The following is a 22,167-nucleotide window of genomic DNA, read 5'->3' as shown; positions in this document are numbered from 1 at the left end:
AATGAAAATCTATCAAATTGATTCCAGTGCAAGGAAAAAGGGTTCTTCTTCAAGAGCATTAGCAAAAAAAGTGTTGGATAAAATTAAAAAACCTGGTGATGAGGTTATTTATCGTGATTTAGATGACGAGATGCTTTTTGTCAGTGGTTTGACAGAGTCAGGAATGAAAATTGATGAAAAAGATCAAACTGAAGAACATAAAAAAATGTTTAAACTATCTGATAAGTTGGTTAGTGAATTAAAAGAGAGTGATATAATAATAATTTCAGCCCCAATTTATAATTATGGTCCTCCTGCTACTTTAAAAGCTTGGTCTGATTTAGCTGCCAGAGTTGGTGAAACTTTTAGATTTAAACCTGATGGAAGAAGAGAGGGTTTGTTGAAAAATAAACGTGCTTATTTAGTTATTACATCAGGAGGAACAAAGCTAAATAGTAAAGAAGATTTCTTAACACCTTGGTTAAAGTTTATATTAAATTTTTTTGGAATTGAAAAGGTTGATGTGGTTAGTGCTGACCAAATGGCTCTTGATTATGACAAATCTATTAAAGATGCAGAATTACAAATTGAAAAATTAAACTCTTAGTTTTTCTATTTTAAGAAAAATATTTTTTTTGAACTAAATTATCTAGATTAACAATTTTTTTTTGTATTTTTTCTAAAAATAATAAAAAATTATCTAAATCATCTGATTTAATTTTAAAATTATTCACATCTCTTTGAATTTCTTTTATATTTTTTTTCAGATCATTTTTTTTTGATATTCTAAAAATAGCTCTTTCAATTTGATTTAAATTCCAATTTATAGATCTTGGAAAAATTTTTGTTTTTAAAAAAAACTCAATAATATCTAATATAGAAATATCTTTTTTAGAATGTTGTCTATAAGCTTGAAATGCCGAAATTGATTTTAAGATATTAATCCACTCTAAAGTTAAATACTCATATCCTTTTTTATGTTGTTTAGATCTTAATGTTTGTGATTGGAGTATTCGAATTAACATGTCTGTTCTTTCTATAAAACGACCTAATCCTAGAAACTGATAATCAATATTTCTTTGCATTTCTAAGTCTGTTGAATACATAAAATTTTGTGATCCTTGAATTATGTTACTTAATAATTTTAGATTTTTTTTATTAGAGTTTTTTCTGTTAATAGTTTTGTTAAATTTGATAAGTAGTTCATTCAACTTTAAAATCGATTGTTCGGGTAAAATATCTCTAACAATTAAGGAATTTTCTTTAGAATAATTAAGTGAATTAATAATTGATGAATTATTTTCTTTATTTGAAATAAAAAATTCAATTATTTTTTTTTCAGAATATTTCTTATTTAATTTTAAATAGTCTTTATTAAGACTCATTGCTGTTAATAATGGTTTCCAGGAAATTTCATTTTCGAGCGATAAATCAAGCTGTAGCTCGCAAGTTGTAATAAGTAATCTTGATGTAAAATTTGACCTCTCTAAATAACGAGACATCCAAAAAATTAATTTAGCTCTTCTACTTAACATATTTAACTATCTATAATCCATGTATCTTTACTTCCACCTCCTTGAGATGAATTTACAATCATACTTCCTTTTTTTAGAGCAACTCTAGTTAAACCACCTTGAGTTACGTAATGATTTGATCCTGATAAGATAAAAGGTCTTAAATCAATATGCCTTGGATCAAGTTGGTTGTTAATTAAAGTTGGTGATGTAGATAAATTTATAAGAGGTTGAGCCACATAATTTCTTGGGTTCTTTTTAATTTTCTTAATATATTCACTTAATTCTTTTTTTGACGCTTTAGGACCCATTAAAATTCCATAACCACCAGATTCATTTGCTGGTTTTACTACTAGTTTTGAAATATTTTCAATCACATAATCTCTATGTTTTTTATTATGACATAAAAATGTTTCTACTTGTTCTATTAGTGGCTCTTCATTTAAATAAAACTTAATCATTTTAGGAACATAGCTATAAACAGCCTTATCATCAGCAACACCCGAGCCTGGAGCATTAAGAATGCTAATATTACCTTTTTTCCAAGCTTTAAAAATACCAGGCACACCAATCATAGATTTTTTATCAAATACTTTCGGATCTAAAAATAAATCATCAATTCTTCTGTAAAGTGAATGTAATTGTTCTTTGCCTCCGACTGTTTTCATAAATACTTTATCTTTTTCAACAAACAGATCTGACCCTTCAACAAGTTCGACCCCCATTTGTTGAGCAAGGTATGCATGTTCAAAATATGCTGAGTTATAAATGCCTGGTGTAAGAATAGCTAATTTTGGATCATTTTTATTTTTTGAAAGAGAGCGCATACAAGAATAAAGTTTTGAACAATATTCATCAACAGGGCTTATTTTATGTTTTGCAAAAATTTCAGGAAAAACACTTTTCATCACCATTCTATTTTCAAGCATATAAGAAACACCAGAAGGAACTCTTAAATTATCTTCTAGAACTAAAAAATTACCATCAATATCTCTTATAAGATCTGATCCACAAATATTAGCCCAAACTTTAAAAGGTGGTTTTACCCCAACACATTCTTTTCTAAAATTTCCAGAGTCAAACACCACTTTTTTTGGGATGATTTTTTCTTTAAAAATTCTTTGTTCGTTATAGACATCATGAATAAACAAGTTAAGAGCTTTTACCCTTTGAATAAGTCCTTTAGAAACTTTAGACCAATTTTTTTTTGTAATAATTCTTGGAATAATATCAAGTGGCCAGTAATGATCGGCTGGCTTATTTTCTGAGTAAACTCTAAATGTGATACCTCTTTGACTAATTGCGTTTTCTGAACTTTTAATTGTTGTTAAAAGTTTCTGTTTTGAATATTTGGCAATAAAATTTGAGATATTTTTGGTTTCTGGTCTTAATTTATTTTTTGATGTTAAATATTCATCAAAAACATTATTAGCTTTGTAATTATCCCATGAAATTTTAGGCATTTGCAATTAAATCATAAAAAGATTAAAAAAACATGAAAATAAAATACAATTAAATATTAAAATGTTCTTTTTAATGACAAATTCATATAATAAGTAATTCAAAATGACTTATTGTATAGGAATAAATGTTAATGAAGGGATGGTCTTTGCTTCAAACTCAAGAACGAATGCTGGACTTGATAACATCAACGTATACACCAAAATGTTAAATTATGCAGTAGGTGATAGAAATTTAGTAATTGTTACTTCAGGAAATTTAGCAACATCACAAGCAGTTTTTGGCTCTATTAAAAAAGATTTGGAAGTTAGTAATCCTGATACAAGCTTAAATACATGTGAAACATTAGAGGAAGTTGCAAATTATATTGGATCCTTAACAGTAAAACATTCGTCACCCCAAGGAATTAATGAAGAGGTTTTACAATTAGGATCATCCTATATCGTTGGTGGTCAGATTAAAAATCAAAAATCAGAAATTTATCTTGTATACCCTCAAGGTAACTATATTAGACCGTCTGAAGCCAGGCCTTATCTCATTATTGGTGAAATTAATTATGGAAAACCAATTTTGGATAGAGTTTTAAAACCTGATATTACACTTGGTGATGCTGCTCGTTGTGCGCTAATTTCAATGGACTCAACTATTAAAAGTGATTTGAGAGTTGGTCCTCCAATTGATTTTGTTGTTTATAAAAAAGGGTTAATTCAACCTATATATCAAAATAAGTTTGAAATTAATGATCCTGAGTATTCTTCAATTACTGATAGTTGGTCACAAAGCATTATTCGAGCTTTTGAGACGTTTCCAAGATTTAATTGGGAAAAAAAACAATAATAAAAATTAACTTTCTTATATTTGTGTAATTAATCTTAATTTGCTAACATTAATTATGAAAAAAGTTCTTTTAATCATAATAAGCTTACTTTTTTTTACAAATAGTAATGCAGCGTGTGGCGATCCTTTGACAGACGGAGTTGATTATTCAAACTGTAGATTTTCAGATGCACAAGATTTACAAGGAAGCTATCTTCCAAATTCAAATTTATCTTTTGCAAGTTTTATTCAGGTCAATTTTGATAAAAGTATAATGATGAATTCGAATTTATCGTTTGGAACTTTTCCTGAGTCTACCTTCGTTAGAGCAAATCTTTATGAAACAATTTCTATTGGAGCAAATTTTGAAAAAACTAATTTTGCCGGCTCCAATTTGACAAGAGTTGATTTTATGGGGGCAACTTTAATTGAAGCAAATTTTCAAAATGCAAATTTAATGGAAGCTAATTTTACTTCATCTAATATTACCAATACTAACTTTGATGGCGCTAATTTGATTGGTGCAACATGGACAGGTGGTGAAACTTGCGGTCCAGGTTCAATTGGTATTTGTAATAAGTAAAATGAACACCGCTATTAAAACAGATGATGTGATATTTAATTTTTTCAAACAAATATGTGATGAAAAAGATGACAAGAAATGTGTTGAACTTGGTAATGAATGGATAAAAGCGATGGAAACAAATCTATCAAGTATGGAAGAAAATCTTAATGGTGCTGATAAACTTAAACATCAAAATGATATCAAAAGTAATCGTGATCATTTAGATAATCTTAAAACAAAAAGCTCATCTGAATGGCGAGAATATGCTACTCAATGCATGATTGAGATAATGAATCACAAAAGCCAACAGTAATGAGCAATCAAGAGAGAGTTTTTATCATTATTTGTTCATCATTAATCATTTTTACTTTGTATTATTTGATTGAGAAACATTTTTTCTAAAAAAAACTATCAATAATTACTAAAATATAATATTAATTTTAAAAGGGGTGTCTTAACAGACTGAGAATAAACCCTAAGAACCTGTCCGGTAATTCAGAAAGGGAGAACAATGGATAAAACATATCTTATAAGTCAATCAACATCGTTATCATTAGTTATAGTTATAAGCCTATTATTTACAGTACTAGGTCTTTATCATTCTAAAAAATTTAAAGGGATCAATAATTATCTCACAGCAAATAGAAATATTGGTTTGTTTTCATTAACGACAAGTCTAATTGCTTCTGCATTAGGAGCATGGATTTTATTTGGTCCTGCAGCCGCTGCTACGTGGGGTGGACTAGGAGCTGTTATTGGTTATGCACTCGGTACAGCTTTTCCAATGATTGTTTTAATTTATTTAGGAAAAAAAATTAGAACTGAGTTTCCAAAAGGATCATCATTAATTGAATTTATGAGAAGAAAATTTGGAAAAAGTTTATTTAAACTAATTTTATTAATTACTATATTTTATATGTTTATATTCTTATGTGCAGAAGTTACCGCTGTTGCAGTACTGATAAATTATATATCAGGAACTGAGCTATGGATTACAGCATTAATTGTACTTATGGCGACACTTACTTACACTTTGTATGGTGGTTTAAGAGCATCAATATTTACGGATAACATTCAAATGATTGTAATTACTTTTTTGTTGCTAATCTCAATTTCTTATATCTTATCCTATACAGGTAACAGTTATTCATTAGAATTTATAAAACAAAAAAATCCTCAATTACTTAGCAGTTCTTATGTCCCAAGTTATACAGCAGGATTAACTTTTTTTATTGCAGTAGCTGCAACTAATTTATTTCACCAAGGAAATTGGCAACGTGTTTATGCTGCAAAAGATTATCAAACTCTTAAAAAGAGTTTATTAATTTCTTTTTTTATAATTATACCTATAGTTTTTTTTATGGGATTTACTGGAATGGTGTCCTTTTCAGTGGATCCAAGTCAAAGACCTGATTTAGGATTTTTTACATTATTATTAAAAGAGCAAACTCAAACCTTATCTTTGTTAATAATAATACTTGGACTAGCCCTTACAATTTCAACTGTAGATACTTTAGTTAATGCAATTTCAAGTCTTTTAGTGGTTGATGGTAAAGCAACATTTAATCTTAATAATAAAACTGATTATTTAAAACTTTCAAGATATTTTATTATAATTATATCTCTAGTTTCATTTTTTATTGCTTCAAAGGGTTTTGATATTTTGTATTTATTTTTATTAGCTGATTTATTATGTTGTGCATTTGTGTACACCGTTTTTTTCAGTTTTTACAATAAACGTTTAAATGAAAAAACTGCCTATTTTGCAATAGTCATTGGTTTAATTGGTGGTTCTTTATTATTTCCATTCCCAGATTTTTCAAAAAGTTTACTTGTGGGATTATTAATGTCTAAGGAAATGTTTTCTCCATTTGTTTTACAGTCTCTATTGTTTTTGTCTTTTATGGTAGCGACATTTCTTCCAGCCATAATTCTAGAGATAAAAAAACGTTAATTAAAAATCATATAGAGACCATTTTAAAATGGTCTCTTTAGATTACTTCTTTTATTATTATTGAAATTCAATAGATAACCTCTATATAATTGTTACATCTCATGTCAGAAAACCAAATAATCATTGATAATCTTTCAAAAGTTTATGCAAATGGATTTAATGCTCTTAAAAGTGTTAATTTAAATATTAAAAAAGGTGAAATTTTTGCAATGCTTGGGCCTAATGGGGCCGGTAAAACAACATTAATTAGTATAATTTGTGGTATTGTAAAACCATCTTCTGGGAAAGTCACTGTTGACGAATTTGATATTATTAGCGATTATAGAGAAACAAGATCTAGAATTGGTTTAGTTCCACAAGAATTAACTTTAGAACAATTTGAAACTGTTTTTAATAATGTTTCATATTCAAGAGGCTTATATGGAAAAAAGCCTGATCCAAATCATATTGAAAAAATTTTAAGACAATTAAGTCTTTGGGATAAAAAAGATCAAAGATTAAGACAATTATCAGGAGGAATGAAGCGTAGAGTTTTAATCGCAAAAGCTTTATCCCACGAACCATCAATTTTATTTTTAGATGAGCCAACTGCAGGAGTTGATGTGGAGTTGAGGCAGGATATGTGGAAAATTGTTGAAGAATTAAGAAAAACAGGTGTAACAATCATATTAACTACCCACTATATTGAAGAAGCCGAAGCTATAGCGGATAGAGTAGGAGTTATCAATCAAGGTGAAATAATAGTTGTTGAAGAAACTAAAGAATTATTAAAAAAGATGGGGCATAAAAAATTAACAGTAGAACTTCAAGATCAAATTTCTAAAATTCCAGATAGTTTAGAAAAATATAAACTAGCTTTAGGAAAAAGCAAAATGTCAATTGACTATACTTACAATGTTCAAGCTGAACAAACGGGCATTACTAATTTGTTACAAGATTTAAAAGATGCTGGTTTAAAATTAAAAGATTTAAAAACTGAACAAAATACTTTGGAAAAAATATTTGTTAGCTTAGTAAAGGAAAATAATGAAATTTAATTACTCCGCATTTAAAGCAATTTATCTTCATGAAATGGACAGATTTAAAAGAACTTTAATGCAATCCTTACTTTCGCCAGTTCTATCTACTTCTCTTTATTTTATTGTATTTGGATCGGTTATTGGTGGTTATGTTGAAAAAATTGATGGTATCAGTTATGGCTCATACATTGTCCCTGGTTTACTAATGTTAACACTTTTAACTCAATCAATAACTAATACTTCTTTTGGAATTTTTTTTCCCAAATTTAATGGAACTATTTATGAAATATTGGCTGCACCAATTTCAACATTAGAAATAGTGTTAGCTTTTGTTGGAGCAGGTGCCACTAAGACACTGGTTGTTGGAGTAGTCATTTTTATTACTGCAAATTTTTTTGTTGAAGTTGATGTAAAATATCCACTTTTAGTGGTTTTTTTACTTATGCTTGTTGCATTTACTTTTGCATTGTTTGGTTTTTTAATAGGATTAATGAGTTCTAATTTTGAACAAATGTCTATCATCCCTACATTAATTATTACACCAATGGTATTTTTAGGTGGAAGTCTATATTCACTAGATATGTTGCCACCATTTTGGCAAACGATTACATACTTTAATCCAGTAGTTTATTTAATTAATGGTTTAAGGTTTGCTTTTTATGGAGTATCTGACTTTAATATTTGGATTAGTATTAGCTCAATGGTAATTTTTTTATTTGCCTGTATAGGGATAGTGGCTGTATTATTAAAAAAAGGTTATAATATTAAATCTTAACAACTAGCTATCTTTTTTTTAGGATCATAAAAAGGTTTTTCAACTACAGCACAATTAAAATTACCTTCATTAGTAATTACTTCAAATTTGTTTCCTAATTCAGATTGTTCAACTAAAACCATGGCAAGAGCTATATTTTTTTTTAGTCTTGGCGAATAAACTGCAGATGTAATTTTACCAATTTCCATATTATCTTTTGAAAGTTTCCAGAAGGTAGTATTTGGCCCTTTTAAAGGTTCACAATCAATTTCGATACCAACTTGTTTTCTTGTTACACCTTTTTGTTTAATTTTTTGTAAAGCTTTTTTACCTACAAAGTTTATATTACTATCTAAACTTACAAGACGATCCAACCCCAATTCAAATGGATTAGTACTAATGTCAGCATCAGCATGATATGATAGCATTCCACCCTCAATTCTTCTAATTGATGAAGTGTGCCCTGGCTGTAAACCATGTTCTTTTCCAGCTAACATTATTTTTTCATATAGTTCATTTCCTTTAGAACCATCTCTTAAATATATTTCATAACCAAGTTCACTTGACCACCCCGTTCTTGAGACAATTAAAGGAATACCATCCAAATTATATTCTCTTAGCCAATAATATTTTAAACCTTTTATATCTTCTCCAAAAAGTTTAACCATTATTTCACCAGAAGTAGGACCTTGTAATTGCAATGGAGAAACATCTGGTTCTTTAATTTGCACATTTAAACCTGAGTTAACAGCTACACCTTGCGCCCATAACAAAACATCGCTGTCAGCTAATGATAACCAAAAATGATTTTCATCTAATCTTAGTAAAACTGGATCATTTAAAATACCACCTTCATTATTTGTAATTAAAACATATTTGCATTGACCAATAGCAAGTTTTGATAAATTTCTAGGCGTCAATAATTGTGTAAACTTGTATGCATCTGGACCAGTAATCTCAACCTGTCTTTCAACAGCTACATCACAAAGAATAGCTTTTTCAATTAAGTTCCAGAAATTTTGCTCAGGACTACCAAAATCCCTTGGAATATACATATGATTATAAACCGAAAATCCTGTAGCACCCCATTTGACAGTGGAGTCAAAGTAAGGAGATTTTCTAATTTGTGTACCAAAACCAAAATTTTTATTACTCATTTTTGATAATTAACATCCTATTTCTAGTTTTTTAAAGAAAAAATAGCCCAGTTAAGGGCTATTAAAAAAACTAGAGGGAATCTATTTTTGTTTAAAATTGTTCAGATTCAGTTGAACCTGCCATTGCAGTTGTTGAACTCTTTCCACTACTAATAGTGTTTGATACTGCATCAAAATATGAAGTTCCAACTTCTCTTTGGTGCTTCACACTTGTATAGCCATCTTTTTCTCTAGAAAATTCTTGTTGTTGTATTCTAGAATAAGCAGTCATACCTTCTGCTTTGTATTTTTCTGCTAGCTCAAATATAGCTATGTTTTGAGTATGGAATCCAGCTAATGTGATAAATTGAAATTTATAACCCATTTTAGCAATCTCTTGTTGGAATGATGCTATTTCATCATCACTTAAATGCTTTTTCCAATTAAATGATGGTGAGCAGTTATATGCTAATAATTTACCAGGATATTTTTCATGAATTGCATCAGCAAATTTTTTTGCTTCTGCAAGGTTTGGAGTTGCTGTTTCACACCAAATTAAGTCAGCATATGGTGCGTAAGCAAGACCTCTAGATATTGCTTGTTCAATTCCATCTTTTACATAAAAGAAGCCCTCAGGTGATCTTTCTCCAGTCAAAAATGGTTTATCATTTTCATCAAAATCATTAGTAATTAATTTTGCAGCATTTGCATCTGTTCTTGCTAAAATAATTAGTGGAACTTTCGCAATATCAGCAGCTAGTCTAGCTGATTTTAAATTTTTGACCATTGTTCCAGTAGGAACTAAAACTTTGCCACCCATGTGGCCACATTTTTTTTCACTAGCTAATTGATCTTCAAAGTGAACACCCGCTGCACCAGCTCTTATAAATTTTTTAGTTAATTCAAATACATTTAATGGTCCACCAAATCCTGCTTCACCATCAGCAATGATAGGTAGCATATAATCAATGGCGTTTTCTTTTTTCATATCACCATCTTGCAGTTCCATATGTTGAATTTGATCAGCTCTAGTTAATGAGTTATTCATTGTTTCAACTAATTTTGGTGCACTATCATAAGGATACAAAGATTGATCAGGATACATTTCACCTGCGGTATTTGCATCAGCAGCGACTTGCCAACCGCTAAGATAAATTGCTTTTAAACCTGCTTTAGCATGTTGAACTGCTTGATTACCAGATAATGATCCAAGTGTATTTACGTAAGCTTCTGTGTTTAATAAATTCCATAGTTTTTTAGACTGATTTTTACATAAAGAATATTCAATTTTAATTGACCCTCTTAATCTTTCCACTTCTTCTTCTGAGTAATCACGTTTAATTCCAGCAAATCTTTTAAGGTCGTATGAGATATTTTCTGCACTCATTATTAATAGTCCTATGATGTTTAGTTATTAAAGAAAATTGAATTAGTAAAAATGGATTAGTTATTATCGTCTAAAGACTTAATAAGATCACTCATTCCACTAGAACCCCAATCACAATGATCATCTCTCATGTAGATACCTCTACTGTTATGTTGATCAAAATCTTCTTTTTTTATGATTTGAGCTTCATTTTCATTATTATTTAATTTTTTATTCATATAAATCTTATAATTTACAAGATTTACAATTGCCACAAAATTCGCAAAAAAGCTTGTAAATCATAGAAAATAATTGTAAAAATAAATTTACAAAATTTACAAATAGTAAATATGAGTCAAATAGATTTAAAAATTGGTCCAAAAATCAAAGCTTTTAGAAGACAGTTAGGTCTCCAGGCAAACAAATTAGCAGAAGAATTAAGCATATCTCCGAGTTATTTAAATTTAATTGAAAGTGGAAAAAGAAAAATAGATGGTGACCTTCTATTGAATGTATGTGAAAAATTAAATATTGAACTATCCGATCTAACATCAAAGACAGATCTCAACTTGCAAAATACAATTTCTGAAATTTTAGATGACAGTTTATTTGAAGACTTAGATATTTTAGGACCTGAAGTTAAAGATTTAGTTAGTACTAATCCTAAAATTGGTAAAGCAATCGTAAGATTGGGTGATATATTAAAAAAAAAAGATCATGAATTAATTGATAAAATTGAAAAAATATCTGGAAAGATTGTTGATAATAGAAAAAATTCATTCCCAGGTGAAGTTATTTCAGATTTTCTTCAACAAAATAAAAATTATTTTCCTAAATTAGAAGAGTTTGCAAATAAAGTTTTTGAAAAAATTCAAAAAAATAATCGAACGAGATATATTGCTTTATGTGAATATTTAAAATCCGCATACTCAATTAAAGTTTTAGATGTAATTCCAGAAGAAAATAAACCTTTTTCAAAAATTTATAATAAGAATAAAAAAGAACTTTTATTAAGTGACTATAGTTCATTAGAGACAAAAAAATTACACGCAGCAGCACAGATTGCTCAAGAAGGAGCAAGTAAAGAAGTTGATAAATATTTATCAACGTTTAGCTTTCCATCAGATGAATCAAAAAAATTAACAAAAGTAGCTTTGTTAAATTATTGTGGCGCAGCAATATTAATGCCCTATAAATTGTTTCATACAGAGTGCAAAAAACTTAAATATGATTTGGAGTTATTACAAAATACATTTGCCACATCATTTGAACAAGTTGCACATAGAGTAACATGTTTACAAGATCCAAAACTACCAGGGATTCCATTTCATTTTTTAAGAGTAGATATGGCTGGAAATATTTCAAAAAGATTTTCTTTATCAGGTATTGATATACCTAGATATGGTGGTGCATGTCCAAGATGGAATGTTTATTCTGCATTAACTAGACCAGGTGTTATTCAAGCTGCTGTAAGCAAAATGACTAATGGTGAAAAATATGTTTGTATTGCAAGAACTGTTGAAAAAGGGATTGGACGATTTGGACAAGCAAAAAGTATATTATCAATAGGACTTGGTTGTGAAGCTAAATATGCAAAAGATTTTGTATATACGGAAAATGTAAATATTAATGATAAATCAACAGAAATTCCAATAGGTGTTTCTTGCAGAACTTGTGATCGTCTAGATTGTTCTCAAAGAGCATTTCCACCATTACATAAAAAATTTGATGTAGATTTAAACTCAAGAGGAGTTTCTGTTTATGTTAGTGATAACAATTCTTAAACAATGATCAAATATATATTGCCAGCTATTGTAATTCTTTTAGCTGTTCTTTTTTGGGAGAAAATTAGTAAATATGTTGAAAAAAAATCTAATATTAGATTGAACTATATAGCTGTAAGTTCAATTTTAGTTACTATTGTTATTATTCTTTTACTACTTAATTATTAATATTTATGATCAATATTGATATTTCCAATTATGAGCTTGTTGAATCTGACGAAGTTTTTACTTTTAAAAATGAAAACACAACATTAGGGTTTGTCCGTTTTAATGAAAAGGGAGAGGTGGAATATATATTTGTTAATCCAATATTTAGAAAACAAGGATTGGCAAAAAAATTACTTAAACTTGTAAGAGAAAAAACAGGTAGAAAAATTATACTACAGTATCCAATTAGTCCTTTGGGTCACAAATTATTAAATTCTTTAAAAGAATGGAAATAAATTTATTATTTTTTTTTACAGTTGTTCCGGCAATTGTATTGTATGGAATTGCTAAATCTGGTTTAGGAGGATCTATATCATTAATTTCAGTTCCTTTAATGACATTAGTGATGCCTTTAAGTCAAGCATTAGCAATTATTTTACCAATTTTAATATTTTCAGACATAATTGCAGTATATCGTTTTAGAAAAGAATTTGATTTGAGTACTCTAAAACTAATAATTCCGTTTGCTGGATTTGGAATTTTAATAGGATCATTAACATTTTCATATTTTTCAGAAGACATACTAAAATTTATTCTTGGTGTAATGGGATTCATTTTCACAGTTCATTATTTTTTATTTAAAGAAAATAAAGAAGAAAAGTCTAAAAAGAATTCTTTTAAAGGTGGAATATGTTCAGCTATTGCTGGGTTTACAAGTTTTTGTGTACATGCAGGCGGTACACCTACAAGCATTTATTTATTACCATTAAGATTAAAAAAAGAAATTTATGTTGGAACAAGAGTTATTTTTTTTACCTTTGTTAACTTAATTAAACTTCCATTTTATATTCACTTATCGATGATGAACTTTCAAACCTTCAAACAATCAATGATGCTTGTACCATTAGCAATTGTTGGAATATATATTGGATATAGAATTCTTAAAATATTAGATGAAAAATTATTTTATAATATTATTTATGTACTTATCCTATTTTCTAGCTCTAAATTAATCTATGATTATTTTAATAATTATGTGACAATTTATTAAATAAAAGAAATTTAATGAATAAGTAATATTAATTTTTTATGATTAAAATTTTAAATAAAAAATTTAAACCAAGAATTAAAGCGCGAATTAGAAAAAATAAACAAATACTAAATCAAAATATTGATAATTTTTTTGGTTGGGTAAAAGGAGCTAAACTTGTAGAGCTTAAAGAATGTAATACCGAAGATGATCCAGTGAGACCTGAACTAGATAATGAATTTAGAACTGGGTATGGTAGAAAAATATATGGAGTAGAGTATCATGGTGAAATTCATGCTGTTATGTGTTTTGCTTATACTAATATAATTCCAAAAAGTGTCGATGAGTTAGAAAAATTAAGTACAGATGCTTTTTTGCAAAGTACGATGAGAGATCAAAGCGGTGGTCAAATTGCTATTGCTTACACTGTTTGGTCTAAGAAAAAAGGTGGAGGTAAATTAATAGTTAAAGAAGTATTTAAAAAAATTAAAAAATCAAATCATTTAAATAGATTGGTTACACTTTCCCCACTAACTGAAATGGCAACTAATTTTCACACAAAAAATGGCGCTAAATTAGTACAAATAAATCAAAACACCCAAAACTTTGAGTACAAAGTAATCTAAATCTATGAAATTTCTAAAATTAAATACTCTTATATTTTGTACTTTGGTCTTTTTACCTTATTCTTTGTTAATGGCTTATGATGAACCTAATTATAAAGTTATTCAAAAAAATGAAATTTATGAAATTAGAAAATATTCTGATCGTTTGGCAGTTGAAACTATAGATTCTGGATCAGAGAATAATTTTAGAAAACTGTTCAATTATATATCTGGAAGAAATGAAGATAATGAGAAGATAAAGATGACCACACCCGTTACACAATTTGAAAAAAACGGTAACATGAGTATGCAATTTTATCTACCTTCTAAATTTAATTCTAAAAATGTACCCAAACCAACAAAAGAAAATGTAAGTATTGTAAATATTGAAGGGGGCTATTATGCTGTCATTAGATATTCTGGAAAAGCTAGTGATAAAAACTTTATTAAATATAAAGATTTTCTTTTAAAAGAATTAGAAAAAAATAATATTACCACTTCAAGCTCGCCCATAAGAGCTACTTACGATAGTCCTTTTACACTTCCGATGAATAGAAGAAATGAGGCAATGTTTAAAATAGTTTATAAATAAGGTTAAATGTTTATAAGGGTTCGCTCTTTAAGATAAGTCCTAAAGAGCTCCCTTATATAGCCTCTTTGGCTTTTAAATCCGATTGGATTTTATTTGTTGTTTTTATGGATTGTTTTTTCACTTATGTATCAGGTGGTGTAAGTTTTAACATAATAACCTCCTTCAATATAAAGATAGTTATTATAAAATTTATTTCAATTTATTTATTTGATTTTTATGCAAATATACTCCTTGAATACAACCTATGGCTTTAGTAGAATCTCGATAATTTTATTTAATCTTCTTCAAATTACTTTTTACCAATCAATTCACTAATAAAATTTTCCCCATAACCATCATCAACAGCTTTTTGAAAATAATTTTTATTATCTTCTGCAATTTTTTCAGCTTCAGGAAAATCTTTTAACAAGTCTTGAATGTAGCTTAAATCTTTTACTGAATTAATTGCTGTAAATTTAAATCCAGTTAAATCATTTTTAAGTAAAGCGTCAAAAATTCTATTAAGCGCGGCTGAATTACCAGAACCAAGTTTTGCCACATCAAAGAATTTTTGTAAATCAAGATTAAATTCCTTTGCTGCCTTAGCCATATGATTTATTAATGCAGCATTTCCAAGTGTTAAAAAATTGTTTAATAACTTTGATTTTGCACCCATTCCAACTGAACCAAAATGAAAATAATTTTTACAAAATAACTTTAAATAAGGTTCTGCTAATTTAAAATTGTTATCTGTAGCTCCAACAATACCACCTAAGATGCCTTCTTCTGCCTGAGCAGGACCTCCCATTACAGGACACTCAACATAATTAATGTTGTTAGATCGATAGATTTTTTCTGTCTCTATTGATCCTGTTTTATTATGAGTTGTAATATCAATTATTAAAGTTTTTTTATCTAAATTTTTGCTGAGTTTGTTAGCAATTTCTTTTGCTATAGGCGTGTTAGTTACACACTTAACTAATACATCTAACTGTTTTTCTCTAAAGTCCTCTAAAGTTTTTACTTCTTTAGCACCTTTGCTAACAATTTTTTCAATTGGTTTTCTATTTTTGTTAGCAATTACAAATAAGTTGTTTTTTTTAGTTAAAATATTTTTGGCTATTCCATAGCCCATGTAACCCACACCAATAAAGCCAACATTATTCATATAATGAAGTTTACATGATAATTTAATATGTATACAGTTGATTCATGAAATACTTATGCGCATTAAAAGATTTATTAATTAGTCTTGTTGCATCAACTATAATTATCTATGCAATTAATATTATAGCAGGTGCTGCTGGGGCTGACTACGTGTTCACACATGGAGAAGCTTTTGTTGTTTGGATTTTGATGGCAATACTAGTTAATAATTGTTTGAAAAAATAGACTAGTAATTAAATTTTAACTTTATTCAGCATTAATAAAATAGTAAGAGATTGATGTGGAACAATTTAATTCAAAAAACTATCCAATTTATGCTAATTTTTTAAATAAGTTAGCAAAAGATTTAACTGGTTTTTATTATTTAAAATTAAATAGAACATTTAAAGTATCAAATAAACTAAAAGACAAAGGATACGATCCAGTAACAACATCTGACAAAGCGTTTGAAAAATTTATAAGATCTAAAATTAAAAATAAGTTTCCTGACCATCAAATAGTTGGTGAGGAATTTGGTCATAAAAAATCAAAAAGTGATTTTACTTGGGTTATCGATCCTATCGATGGCACTAGATCATTTGTTATTGGTAATCCAACTTGGAGTAACCTTATTTCATTAAATTATAAAGGAAATCCTATTTTAGGTTTAGCTAATTTTCCAGTTCTTAAAAAATATTATTTAAACTACTCCGAAAAAACTGCTTATGTAGTTGATAATGGAAAAAGAAAAAAGTTGTCAGTAAATAATAAAGCCACATTTCAGAATGTAAAAGTTTCAGCAGCATTTCATGGTTCGCTTTCGCTAGATAAGCAAAAAAAAATTCCACAAATTTTAAAATTAATGCAATTTCCATGTAGTGACGCTCTAAGCTATTCACATTTAGCAGAGGGAAGAGTGGATGTTGTAATTCAATGTTCAAATAAAATTTGGGACATTCACCCAATTATTCCAATTATTAAAGCTGCAGGCGGATATCTTTCTACTTGGGACAATAGAGATGCTGTTAATGCTGGAAATATTTTAGTATCCCCAAACAAAATTATTCATAATAAATTTTTAAGATTATTGAAACCAGTTTCAAAATGATCCCAAATAAAGCTCAAGAAATTTTAGATTTTTGGTTTAAAGAAACTCCATCTGAAAAAAGATTTAAAAAAGATGAAGCATTTGATAAAACTATAAGAGGCAAGTTTTTAAAAGACTATGAATTAGCTTCTCAGAATGAGTATGATGATTGGCAAGATCAACCGACGAGTGCCCTTGCGTTAGTTATTCTTTTTGATCAATTTTCAAGAAACATGTTTAGAGATGACAAAAAGGCTTTTGCACAAGATCACAAAACAAGATTGATTGTAAATGACGCTGTTTATGCCGGCTATCTTGAAGCAATGAATGAAAGCCAAAGATTTTTTATGATTTTACCTCTTATTCATAGTGAAGAAATAACAGATCACGACATGGCTTATTATTTGCTAAATAAATATCTCAGAGAGCATGAGGACTATGTTCAAATTAAGAAATTTTGGCAAGATCACACAAAAGCAATTAGATTATTCCATAGATACCCTCATAGAAACAAGGTTCTTGAAAGAGAGTTCTACTGATGAGGAAATAGCTTTTTTAAATAGTCCTAATTCTTCCTGGTAGTTGTGAATTTAAAATATATTTTTAAAATAATTGATAAGGGTGAGTGGCAAAAAGTAAAAGATGCTGAGACTTATTTGGGCTCTTCTAAAGATGCAAAGGATGGTTTTATTCATTTTTCAGGAGAAGATCAGGTCAAAGGAACTCTTGAAAAGCATTATTCAAAACAAAAGAATTTAGTTTTACTTAAAGTTGAAACATTAAAATTAGATAATTTAATTTGGGAACAAGCCTCTGATGGAAATATGTTTCCTCATTTATATTCTTCATTAGATTTGTCTAATGTTGTAGATGAATTTCAAATCATCTTGTCAGATGATGGTACTCATAAATTACCTGATAATTTTAATTAATTTAATTTTCCCAAGTAATTAACCATCACAACACCAATAATAATTAACGTTATTCCTACAAGACCATAAATATTTGGAATTTGATTATATTTAATCATAGCAAATGCCACAACACCCACTACTGTTAATCCGCTATATGTTGAATAAGCGAACCCAACTGGAAGTGCATGCATAGCTTTTGCAATACAAAATAAGCAAATCATCATCAGTAGATACATATAAATTATTGGCAAAGTCTTTGTGAAACCCTCAGATATTTTTGCAAAACTATTAGCAGCTATCCCAGCAAAAATACCAACAACTAAAAACAAATATCCAAACAAAGGTTTCATTTAATTATTTCCCAGAAGGTTTACCATTAAAACTCCAATTATAATAAAGACCAAACCAATTATTGAATAGAGATTAGGCATTTGATCAAATCTAAATATTCCAACAACTACAGTTGCAATGATTGTTAAACCCGCAAAGGATGCATAAGTAATACCCATTGGAATATTTTTCATTACCATCGAAAGTGCATACATGCACATAACAATCGTTATTCCAGTAATAATACTTGGAAATATAAGTGTGAATCCTTCAGCAGTTTTCGCAAAACTATTTGAAGTTACACCTAGAACAACTGCTAGGATTAGAAAACCATATGATGTGGCCAGACTCATCTAATAATCTTAAATTAAATCTTGATAAATATATATAACTATTTTGGTATTTTAAAGCCAGCTAGGGAAGGGTAATCCTTTTTCCTCAAGGAATTTTTTGTTGAACATTTTTGTTGAGTATTTGTCACTTCGATCACAAAGAATTGTAACGATAGTTTTTCCAGGTCCCAGTTCTTTACCAAGTCTGATTGCACCAGCTATGTTAATTCCACAGCTTGTACCAAGGCTTAACCCCTCATTTTGAATTAGATCGTATAGAATTGGTAGTGCTTCATGGTCATCGATTGAATAAGCATCATCTATTTTAGCATTTTCAAAGTTTTTAGTTACTCTACTTGAACCAATTCCCTCAGTAATAGATCCACCTTCTGATTTTAACTCACCATTCTTTATGTAATTATAAAGAGCAGAACCTTTGGGATCTGATAAATAAATTTTTATATCTTTATTTTTTTCTTTAAGAGCATTACTTACACCAGAAATAGTTCCACCGGTTCCAGATGAGCAAACAAATCCATCAACCTTACCATCTGTTTGGTCCCAAATTTCTGGTCCAGTTCCCTCATAATGACCTTTTGCATTTGCTGTGTTATCGAATTGATTAGCCCAGATAACACCGTTATTATTTGATGGTCTTAATTCATCAGCTAGTCTTGCTGCAATTTTTACAAAGTTATTTTCATCTTTGTAAGGTTTTGGTGCTACCAATCTAAGTTCTGCACCTAGGTTTTTTAATAAATCCTTTTTTTCCTGAGTTTGATTATCGTTCATTACAATAATGGTTTTGTACCCTAAAGAATTTCCTAAAAGGCCTAAACCAATTCCAGTATTACCTGCTGTTCCCTCAACTACAGTTCCACCTTTTGAAATCAATTTTTTTTCTTGAGCATCTCTAATTAATGCTAATGCAGCCCTATCTTTAACAGATCCACCTGGATTTAAAAATTCAGCTTTACCATAAATATTACATCCTGTTATTTCTGATGCAGCTCTTAATTTTATTAAAGGAGTGTTTCCAATCCCTGAAATAAAATCATTTTGAATTTTACTCATTAATCTGATTTTGTATCACTATCTGGAGTAATACCGTAAGGTTTGAATTCGCTATCAGCGATTCCAACATTTCTTGCAGGAATGCCAACCATAACAGCTTTTTCTGGAACATCTTTTGTAATCACTGCGTTAGCACCAATTTTAGCACATCTTCCAACTCTGACAGGACCTAACACTTGTGCACCCGATCCAATAACCACATCATCTTCGATTGTTGGGTGTCTTTTAATATTACGCTGACCATTTGAATTTATACTTGGAGCAATTCCTCCAAGTGTAACCATATGATAGATAGTTACATTCTCTCCTATTTCAGAAGTTTCTCCAATTACAACTCCCATTCCATGATCTATAAATAAATTTTTTCCAATCTTTGCTTTGGGATGAATTTCAATACCGGTCAAAAATCTTGAAAACTGAGAGATTATTCGAGCTATCAAATCAAATTTTGCTACACTAAAAAAATTAGCAATTCTGTGAAAGAACACAGCTTTAACTCCTGGATAAGTTAAAATTAAACTTAACTTAGATTTTGCAGCTGGATCTCGATCAATTATAGATTGTAAAAAATTTCCCATGTTTTTTTGCTAGATTGACTTAAAAGTGATCTTTATATAGTCATTATAATTCATAATTAAAGAGGAGAATTTATGTACAGAAATACAAATTGTTTTCATTTAGCAGTACCTTGTGGTGATTTAGAGGTTGCAAAAAAATTTTACAGCGAAACATTAGGCTGTAGATTAGATAATTCTGATCAAGAATGGGCTGATGTTGATTTTTGGGGCAATGAATTAACTCTTCATGCAAGTGAGCATAAATTGGATAATGAAAGACATGATGTTGATATGGGAAATGTTTCTGTTCCTCACTTTGGTGTGCATTTATCAAAGAAAGATTTTGATGCTCTTAAACAGAGATTAAAAGATAATGGCACTAAGTATTATGATGAGCCATACTTAAGATTTAAAGGAACTAAGTACGAACAGGAAACTTTCTTCGTAAAAGACCCTAATGAAAATGTTTTAGAGATAAAAACACTTACAGCTAATCCAGAATAGTTAGTGGCTACCAATTATAAAACTATTGCAAAGAAATTAAAGTTTGAAGGAAGAGCATTTATTAATGGCAAATATGTAAATGCTATTGATGGTAAAAAATTTGAAACAATAAATCCTGCAACAGGTGAAAAACTTTGTACTGTTGCTAAATGCAATCATAAAGATGTTGATCTTGCAGTCAAAGTTTCAAGAAAAGCTTTTAATAGTGGTGTTTGGTCAAGATGTTCTCCAGAACATAGAAAAGAAATTTTATTAAAATTTGCAGAATTACTTCGAAAACATGGAGATGAAAATTCAGTTTTAGAATGTGTTGATACTGGAAAGTTAGTTACAGATTGTATTAATGAAGTCGCCAATGATGCTCCGATGCACTTCCAGTGGTATGGAGAGCTAATAGATAAAGTTTTTGGAAAAGTTGGTCCAACTGAACCATCGATTACAAGCTTAATAATTAAAGAACCAATAGGTGTTGTTGCAGGAATTGTTCCTTGGAATTTTCCACTAATGATGGCTGTTTGGAAAATGGCACCAGCATTAGCTGCAGGTTGTTCAGTAATAATTAAGCCAGCAGAAGATACCCCGCTTACTGCAATTAGAGTTGCTCAAATTGGTAAAGAGGCTGGAATTCCAGACGGTGTATTAAACGTTCTTCCAGGATATGGGGATGTTGGTGAGGCTCTAGGTCGACATGAGGATATTGATGCTGTTTCATTTACAGGCTCAACTGAAGTAGGTGGATATTTTTTAAAATACTCAAGTGAAAGTAATTTAAAACCTGTTGCACTTGAAATGGGTGGTAAAAGTCCATTCATAGTTTTAGAAGACGCCAAAATTAATGATGATTTAATTGATAATGCAATAAATTCTGCTTTTTGGAATGGCGGTCAAAACTGTTCTGCAAACATGAGACAGATAGTTCACAAAAAAGTTAAGGATGAGTTTTTAGACAAAGTAATAAAAAGAGTAAAAAAATTAAAAGTAGGTGATCCATTAGATTTAAAATCAAATATGGGATCAATGATATCAAAAGGACATTTACAAACAGTCGATGGATATATTCAAAAAGGAATAGATGAAGGTGCAAAACTTTTATCTGGTGGAGTATCAAACAATAAACAAAAAGGCTTTTATGCAAAGCCAACATTGTTTGATGGATTAAAAGAAAATATGACCATTGCTCAAGAAGAGATCTTTGGTCCAGTATTAGGAGTTTTGACAGTTAAAAATGATGAAGAGGCTCTGAAAATTGCAAGTAATTCAAAATATGGATTACATGCTAGTGTATTCACCCAAGATATAAATAGAGCTTTTCATCTAGCAAAAAGTTTACCTTGTGGGACAGTATCAATTAATACTTTTTCAGAGGGAGATATTAAAACTCCATTTGGAGGCTATAAACAATCAGGTTCATTAAGCAGAGATCAAGGAACTGAAGCTCTTAATTCATTTCTTCAGACAAAAACCATCTGGATTAGTCATCAATAATTACTGCGACTATTAAGTTAAAAAGACAAGGCTACAT

Annotated in this window: 29 protein-coding genes; 19 read left to right on the top strand and 10 right to left on the bottom strand. The window is 29.2% G+C overall.

Annotation, left to right across the window (positions count from 1 at the left end):
* The first annotated feature begins 1 nt into the window (after position 1).
* Positions 2-586, top strand: a complete 585-nt coding sequence (locus ACIJYH_RS04355; RefSeq protein ID WP_435095463.1) for an FMN-dependent NADH-azoreductase — start codon at positions 2-4, stop codon at positions 584-586.
* A 10-nt stretch (positions 587-596) separates the two neighbouring features.
* Here ACIJYH_RS04355 and ACIJYH_RS04350 read toward each other — a convergent pair whose 3' ends face one another.
* The gene (locus ACIJYH_RS04350) at positions 597-1,514 is read right to left on the bottom strand and encodes an alpha-E domain-containing protein (protein ID WP_435162453.1); all 918 of its coding nucleotides are present in this window, start codon (positions 1,512-1,514) and stop codon (positions 597-599) included.
* A 2-nt stretch (positions 1,515-1,516) separates the two neighbouring features.
* Positions 1,517-2,956: a circularly permuted type 2 ATP-grasp protein gene (locus ACIJYH_RS04345; protein WP_435162452.1), complete on the bottom strand. Its 1,440-nt coding sequence runs from the start codon at positions 2,954-2,956 to the stop codon at positions 1,517-1,519.
* 103 nt (positions 2,957-3,059) lie between these two features.
* On the opposite strand from ACIJYH_RS04345, the gene ACIJYH_RS04340 reads away from it, so the two are divergent.
* The 6 genes from ACIJYH_RS04340 (at position 3,060) to ACIJYH_RS04315 (ending at position 8,083) form a co-directional block, all read left to right on the top strand.
* The gene (locus tag ACIJYH_RS04340) at positions 3,060-3,791 is read left to right on the top strand and encodes a 20S proteasome subunit A/B (RefSeq protein WP_435087470.1); all 732 of its coding nucleotides are present in this window, start codon (positions 3,060-3,062) and stop codon (positions 3,789-3,791) included.
* Between the two features lie 55 nt (positions 3,792-3,846).
* On the top strand, positions 3,847-4,353 hold the full coding sequence (locus ACIJYH_RS04335; RefSeq protein WP_435162451.1) for a pentapeptide repeat-containing protein: 507 nt from the start codon (positions 3,847-3,849) through the stop codon (positions 4,351-4,353).
* Between the two features lies 1 nt (position 4,354).
* Positions 4,355-4,648: a hypothetical protein gene (locus ACIJYH_RS04330; protein WP_435162450.1), complete on the top strand. Its 294-nt coding sequence runs from the start codon at positions 4,355-4,357 to the stop codon at positions 4,646-4,648.
* A gap of 198 nt (positions 4,649-4,846) precedes the next feature.
* Complete coding sequence (locus ACIJYH_RS04325; RefSeq protein WP_435162449.1) at positions 4,847-6,289, top strand: sodium:solute symporter family transporter; 1,443 nt, start codon at positions 4,847-4,849, stop codon at positions 6,287-6,289.
* Positions 6,290-6,390: 101 nt separating this feature from the next.
* Positions 6,391-7,326, top strand: coding sequence for an ABC transporter ATP-binding protein (locus ACIJYH_RS04320; protein ID WP_435162448.1), 936 nt, complete (start codon positions 6,391-6,393; stop codon positions 7,324-7,326).
* A complete protein-coding gene (locus ACIJYH_RS04315) occupies positions 7,316-8,083 on the top strand; it encodes an ABC transporter permease (protein ID WP_435162447.1) in 768 nt (255 codons plus the stop codon). The genes ACIJYH_RS04320 and ACIJYH_RS04315 overlap by 11 nt, the downstream gene beginning before the upstream one ends.
* Here the strand turns inward: ACIJYH_RS04315 and ACIJYH_RS04310 are convergent.
* The 3 genes from ACIJYH_RS04310 to ACIJYH_RS04300 form a co-directional block, all read right to left on the bottom strand.
* On the bottom strand, positions 8,080-9,219 hold the full coding sequence (locus tag ACIJYH_RS04310) for a glycine cleavage T C-terminal barrel domain-containing protein (RefSeq protein WP_435162446.1): 1,140 nt from the start codon (positions 9,217-9,219) through the stop codon (positions 8,080-8,082). The two genes, ACIJYH_RS04315 and ACIJYH_RS04310, sit on opposite strands and share 4 nt — an antisense overlap.
* 91 nt (positions 9,220-9,310) lie before the next feature.
* Positions 9,311-10,585: an isocitrate lyase gene (gene aceA, locus ACIJYH_RS04305; protein ID WP_435162445.1), complete on the bottom strand. Its 1,275-nt coding sequence runs from the start codon at positions 10,583-10,585 to the stop codon at positions 9,311-9,313.
* A 56-nt stretch (positions 10,586-10,641) separates the two neighbouring features.
* Complete coding sequence (locus tag ACIJYH_RS04300; RefSeq protein WP_435162444.1) at positions 10,642-10,803, bottom strand: hypothetical protein; 162 nt, start codon at positions 10,801-10,803, stop codon at positions 10,642-10,644.
* Positions 10,804-10,914: 111 nt separating this feature from the next.
* Between ACIJYH_RS04300 and ACIJYH_RS04295 the strand changes: the two genes are divergently transcribed.
* Genes ACIJYH_RS04295 through ACIJYH_RS04270 form a run of 6 tightly spaced genes read left to right on the top strand, consistent with a single transcriptional unit; the run spans position 10,915 to position 14,722 of the window.
* Positions 10,915-12,348, top strand: a complete 1,434-nt coding sequence (locus ACIJYH_RS04295) for a helix-turn-helix domain-containing protein (RefSeq protein ID WP_435162443.1) — start codon at positions 10,915-10,917, stop codon at positions 12,346-12,348.
* 3 nt (positions 12,349-12,351) lie between these two features.
* Positions 12,352-12,516 carry a hypothetical protein gene (locus ACIJYH_RS04290; protein ID WP_435162442.1) on the top strand — a complete coding sequence of 55 codons (165 nt, stop codon included), beginning with the start codon at positions 12,352-12,354 and terminating at the stop codon, positions 12,514-12,516.
* Positions 12,517-12,521: 5 nt separating this feature from the next.
* Positions 12,522-12,791 (top strand): GNAT family N-acetyltransferase, encoded by a 270-nt coding sequence (locus ACIJYH_RS04285; RefSeq protein WP_435162441.1) that lies wholly within the window; start codon positions 12,522-12,524, stop codon positions 12,789-12,791.
* A complete protein-coding gene (locus ACIJYH_RS04280) occupies positions 12,782-13,546 on the top strand; it encodes a sulfite exporter TauE/SafE family protein (protein WP_435162440.1) in 765 nt (254 codons plus the stop codon). The genes ACIJYH_RS04285 and ACIJYH_RS04280 overlap by 10 nt, the downstream gene beginning before the upstream one ends.
* Positions 13,547-13,584: 38 nt before the next feature.
* The gene (locus tag ACIJYH_RS04275) at positions 13,585-14,151 is read left to right on the top strand and encodes a hypothetical protein (RefSeq protein WP_435162439.1); all 567 of its coding nucleotides are present in this window, start codon (positions 13,585-13,587) and stop codon (positions 14,149-14,151) included.
* A 4-nt stretch (positions 14,152-14,155) separates the two neighbouring features.
* On the top strand, positions 14,156-14,722 hold the full coding sequence (locus tag ACIJYH_RS04270) for an SOUL family heme-binding protein (protein ID WP_435162438.1): 567 nt from the start codon (positions 14,156-14,158) through the stop codon (positions 14,720-14,722).
* A gap of 289 nt (positions 14,723-15,011) precedes the next feature.
* Here the strand turns inward: ACIJYH_RS04270 and ACIJYH_RS04265 are convergent, their stop codons facing one another.
* Positions 15,012-15,869 carry an NAD(P)-dependent oxidoreductase gene (locus tag ACIJYH_RS04265; protein WP_435162437.1) on the bottom strand — a complete coding sequence of 286 codons (858 nt, stop codon included), beginning with the start codon at positions 15,867-15,869 and terminating at the stop codon, positions 15,012-15,014.
* Between the two features lie 44 nt (positions 15,870-15,913).
* Between ACIJYH_RS04265 and ACIJYH_RS04260 the strand changes: the two genes are divergently transcribed.
* From ACIJYH_RS04260 to ACIJYH_RS04245, 4 genes are read left to right on the top strand one after another with little or no spacing between them, the layout of a single operon-like run.
* On the top strand, positions 15,914-16,093 hold the full coding sequence (locus ACIJYH_RS04260; RefSeq protein ID WP_435088807.1) for a hypothetical protein: 180 nt from the start codon (positions 15,914-15,916) through the stop codon (positions 16,091-16,093).
* 55 nt (positions 16,094-16,148) lie between these two features.
* On the top strand, positions 16,149-16,955 hold the full coding sequence (locus ACIJYH_RS04255) for an inositol monophosphatase family protein (RefSeq protein WP_435162436.1): 807 nt from the start codon (positions 16,149-16,151) through the stop codon (positions 16,953-16,955).
* Positions 16,952-17,473 (top strand): DUF924 family protein, encoded by a 522-nt coding sequence (locus tag ACIJYH_RS04250; RefSeq protein WP_435162435.1) that lies wholly within the window; start codon positions 16,952-16,954, stop codon positions 17,471-17,473. The genes ACIJYH_RS04255 and ACIJYH_RS04250 overlap by 4 nt, the downstream gene beginning before the upstream one ends.
* Positions 17,474-17,518: 45 nt before the next feature.
* Positions 17,519-17,866, top strand: a complete 348-nt coding sequence (locus ACIJYH_RS04245; protein WP_435162434.1) for a DUF952 domain-containing protein — start codon at positions 17,519-17,521, stop codon at positions 17,864-17,866.
* On the opposite strand, the gene ACIJYH_RS04240 is transcribed toward ACIJYH_RS04245, so the two are convergent.
* Genes ACIJYH_RS04240 through epsC form a run of 4 tightly spaced genes read right to left on the bottom strand, consistent with a single transcriptional unit; the run spans position 17,863 to position 20,162 of the window.
* A complete protein-coding gene (locus ACIJYH_RS04240) occupies positions 17,863-18,198 on the bottom strand; it encodes a DMT family transporter (protein WP_435088811.1) in 336 nt (111 codons plus the stop codon). The two genes, ACIJYH_RS04245 and ACIJYH_RS04240, sit on opposite strands and share 4 nt — an antisense overlap.
* Positions 18,199-18,531, bottom strand: a complete 333-nt coding sequence (locus ACIJYH_RS04235; protein ID WP_435097974.1) for a DMT family transporter — start codon at positions 18,529-18,531, stop codon at positions 18,199-18,201. It lies immediately after the preceding gene.
* A 51-nt stretch (positions 18,532-18,582) separates the two neighbouring features.
* A complete protein-coding gene (locus tag ACIJYH_RS04230) occupies positions 18,583-19,584 on the bottom strand; it encodes a cysteine synthase A (protein WP_435097977.1) in 1,002 nt (333 codons plus the stop codon).
* Positions 19,584-20,162, bottom strand: a complete 579-nt coding sequence (gene epsC / locus ACIJYH_RS04225) for a serine O-acetyltransferase EpsC (protein ID WP_435088818.1) — start codon at positions 20,160-20,162, stop codon at positions 19,584-19,586. The genes ACIJYH_RS04230 and epsC overlap by 1 nt, the downstream gene beginning before the upstream one ends.
* Positions 20,163-20,234: 72 nt before the next feature.
* Here epsC and ACIJYH_RS04220 point away from each other — a divergent pair, with 72 nt between their 5' ends.
* Both ACIJYH_RS04220 and ACIJYH_RS04215 read left to right on the top strand, forming a co-directional pair.
* Positions 20,235-20,645, top strand: a complete 411-nt coding sequence (locus tag ACIJYH_RS04220) for a VOC family protein (RefSeq protein ID WP_435088819.1) — start codon at positions 20,235-20,237, stop codon at positions 20,643-20,645.
* A 3-nt stretch (positions 20,646-20,648) separates the two neighbouring features.
* Positions 20,649-22,130, top strand: a complete 1,482-nt coding sequence (locus ACIJYH_RS04215; protein WP_435162433.1) for an aldehyde dehydrogenase — start codon at positions 20,649-20,651, stop codon at positions 22,128-22,130.
* Positions 22,131-22,167: the final 37 nt, after the last annotated feature.

It is taken from the genome of Candidatus Pelagibacter bacterium nBUS_25 (genome assembly GCF_051200975.1).
Classification (GTDB): Bacteria; Pseudomonadota; Alphaproteobacteria; order Pelagibacterales; family Pelagibacteraceae; genus Pelagibacter.
The sequence above is the reverse complement of the archived record's forward strand: the minus strand, read 5'-3'. Positions and strand labels throughout refer to the sequence as shown.

Bases quoted from the DNA above. Each gene is read 5' to 3' on its own strand.
- ACIJYH_RS04300 (WP_435162444.1), bottom strand. From the start codon at position 10,803: ATGAATAAAAAATTAAATAATAATGAAAATGAAGCTCAAATCATAAAA.
- ACIJYH_RS04290 (WP_435162442.1), top strand. From the start codon at position 12,352: ATGATCAAATATATATTGCCAGCTATTGTAATTCTTTTAGCTGTTCTT.
- ACIJYH_RS04335 (WP_435162451.1), top strand. From the start codon at position 3,847: ATGAAAAAAGTTCTTTTAATCATAATAAGCTTACTTTTTTTTACAAAT.
- ACIJYH_RS04230 (WP_435097977.1), bottom strand. From the start codon at position 19,584: ATGAGTAAAATTCAAAATGATTTTATTTCAGGGATTGGAAACACTCCT.
- ACIJYH_RS04270 (WP_435162438.1), top strand. From the start codon at position 14,156: ATGAAATTTCTAAAATTAAATACTCTTATATTTTGTACTTTGGTCTTT.
- ACIJYH_RS04235 (WP_435097974.1), bottom strand. From the start codon at position 18,531: ATGAGTCTGGCCACATCATATGGTTTTCTAATCCTAGCAGTTGTTCTA.
- ACIJYH_RS04280 (WP_435162440.1), top strand. From the start codon at position 12,782: ATGGAAATAAATTTATTATTTTTTTTTACAGTTGTTCCGGCAATTGTA.
- ACIJYH_RS04345 (WP_435162452.1), bottom strand. From the start codon at position 2,956: ATGCCTAAAATTTCATGGGATAATTACAAAGCTAATAATGTTTTTGAT.
- ACIJYH_RS04260 (WP_435088807.1), top strand. From the start codon at position 15,914: ATGAAATACTTATGCGCATTAAAAGATTTATTAATTAGTCTTGTTGCA.
- aceA (WP_435162445.1), bottom strand. From the start codon at position 10,585: ATGAGTGCAGAAAATATCTCATACGACCTTAAAAGATTTGCTGGAATT.
- ACIJYH_RS04220 (WP_435088819.1), top strand. From the start codon at position 20,235: ATGTACAGAAATACAAATTGTTTTCATTTAGCAGTACCTTGTGGTGAT.
- ACIJYH_RS04310 (WP_435162446.1), bottom strand. From the start codon at position 9,219: ATGAGTAATAAAAATTTTGGTTTTGGTACACAAATTAGAAAATCTCCT.
- ACIJYH_RS04330 (WP_435162450.1), top strand. From the start codon at position 4,355: ATGAACACCGCTATTAAAACAGATGATGTGATATTTAATTTTTTCAAA.
- ACIJYH_RS04340 (WP_435087470.1), top strand. From the start codon at position 3,060: ATGACTTATTGTATAGGAATAAATGTTAATGAAGGGATGGTCTTTGCT.
- epsC (WP_435088818.1), bottom strand. From the start codon at position 20,162: ATGGGAAATTTTTTACAATCTATAATTGATCGAGATCCAGCTGCAAAA.
- ACIJYH_RS04320 (WP_435162448.1), top strand. From the start codon at position 6,391: ATGTCAGAAAACCAAATAATCATTGATAATCTTTCAAAAGTTTATGCA.
- ACIJYH_RS04265 (WP_435162437.1), bottom strand. From the start codon at position 15,869: ATGAATAATGTTGGCTTTATTGGTGTGGGTTACATGGGCTATGGAATA.
- ACIJYH_RS04325 (WP_435162449.1), top strand. From the start codon at position 4,847: ATGGATAAAACATATCTTATAAGTCAATCAACATCGTTATCATTAGTT.
- ACIJYH_RS04315 (WP_435162447.1), top strand. From the start codon at position 7,316: ATGAAATTTAATTACTCCGCATTTAAAGCAATTTATCTTCATGAAATG.
- ACIJYH_RS04250 (WP_435162435.1), top strand. From the start codon at position 16,952: ATGATCCCAAATAAAGCTCAAGAAATTTTAGATTTTTGGTTTAAAGAA.
- ACIJYH_RS04295 (WP_435162443.1), top strand. From the start codon at position 10,915: ATGAGTCAAATAGATTTAAAAATTGGTCCAAAAATCAAAGCTTTTAGA.
- ACIJYH_RS04275 (WP_435162439.1), top strand. From the start codon at position 13,585: ATGATTAAAATTTTAAATAAAAAATTTAAACCAAGAATTAAAGCGCGA.
- ACIJYH_RS04350 (WP_435162453.1), bottom strand. From the start codon at position 1,514: ATGTTAAGTAGAAGAGCTAAATTAATTTTTTGGATGTCTCGTTATTTA.
- ACIJYH_RS04240 (WP_435088811.1), bottom strand. From the start codon at position 18,198: ATGAAACCTTTGTTTGGATATTTGTTTTTAGTTGTTGGTATTTTTGCT.
- ACIJYH_RS04285 (WP_435162441.1), top strand. From the start codon at position 12,522: ATGATCAATATTGATATTTCCAATTATGAGCTTGTTGAATCTGACGAA.
- ACIJYH_RS04355 (WP_435095463.1), top strand. From the start codon at position 2: ATGAAAATCTATCAAATTGATTCCAGTGCAAGGAAAAAGGGTTCTTCT.